The organism is Vibrio sp. 1562, assembly GCF_033340155.1.
Lineage (GTDB): Bacteria > Pseudomonadota > Gammaproteobacteria > Enterobacterales > Vibrionaceae > Vibrio > Vibrio alginolyticus.
Window position 1 is genome coordinate 1 of record NZ_JAWOVY010000436.1, and the last position, 650, is coordinate 650.

The 650-nt window shown below is 40.6% G+C and carries 1 pseudogene; it reads left to right on the forward strand.

The features are described from left to right. Positions 1 to 122: 122 nt before the first annotated feature. Positions 123 to 650, forward strand: a pseudogene (locus tag R7Z49_RS25645) (GGDEF domain-containing protein); the annotation flags it as partial.

Consider the following 650-nt stretch of genomic DNA (forward strand, 5'->3'; position numbering starts at 1 on the left):
ATGTATCGGAAATAAGAACTCAAGCCAAAAGTAATTTTGTTTCTTGATAAATGACTTTATTTGAAGTTCGAAATATCATTGAGTACACTGTGTTGTATATAAGTTAAGCAGGTCACTTGCCTATGAAGTGGATACACAAATTAATCTTCGCTCTTTCGATTTGTACGATCAGTTTAGTTGCTCTGTACAGTGTGTTAGGTGACACGCGTAAGCTCGTCATTACACCTGAACAATTCAATATTTATGCGACAAAAGATGCGAGTGAAGGTGGGCTAAGCTCGGCCGATATCACCTATGATGCGCAAAGCTTGGTACTCAATTGTGAGCTGAAAAAAAGCAGTTATGCTTGGCCGTATTGCGGTATCTCGGTTTATACCGATGTAGCGAAGCCAACGTATGGCATCGATCTTTCTAATTACCATACCATCCGATTAAAGCTTCATTATGAAGAGGCGGGCAATGGGCAAACCCCAAGCCATGACTTGCGTCTTTATCTGAGAAACTACAATCCGGAATACTCGAAACCGGATGATGAATACACTATTAAATACAACGGCATGCAGTTTTCTCCATCGAATTTTAGTGAAACCATCGAGATTCCGATTAAGAACTTACAGGTAATGACGTGGTGGCTTGCGGATAACAAGGTC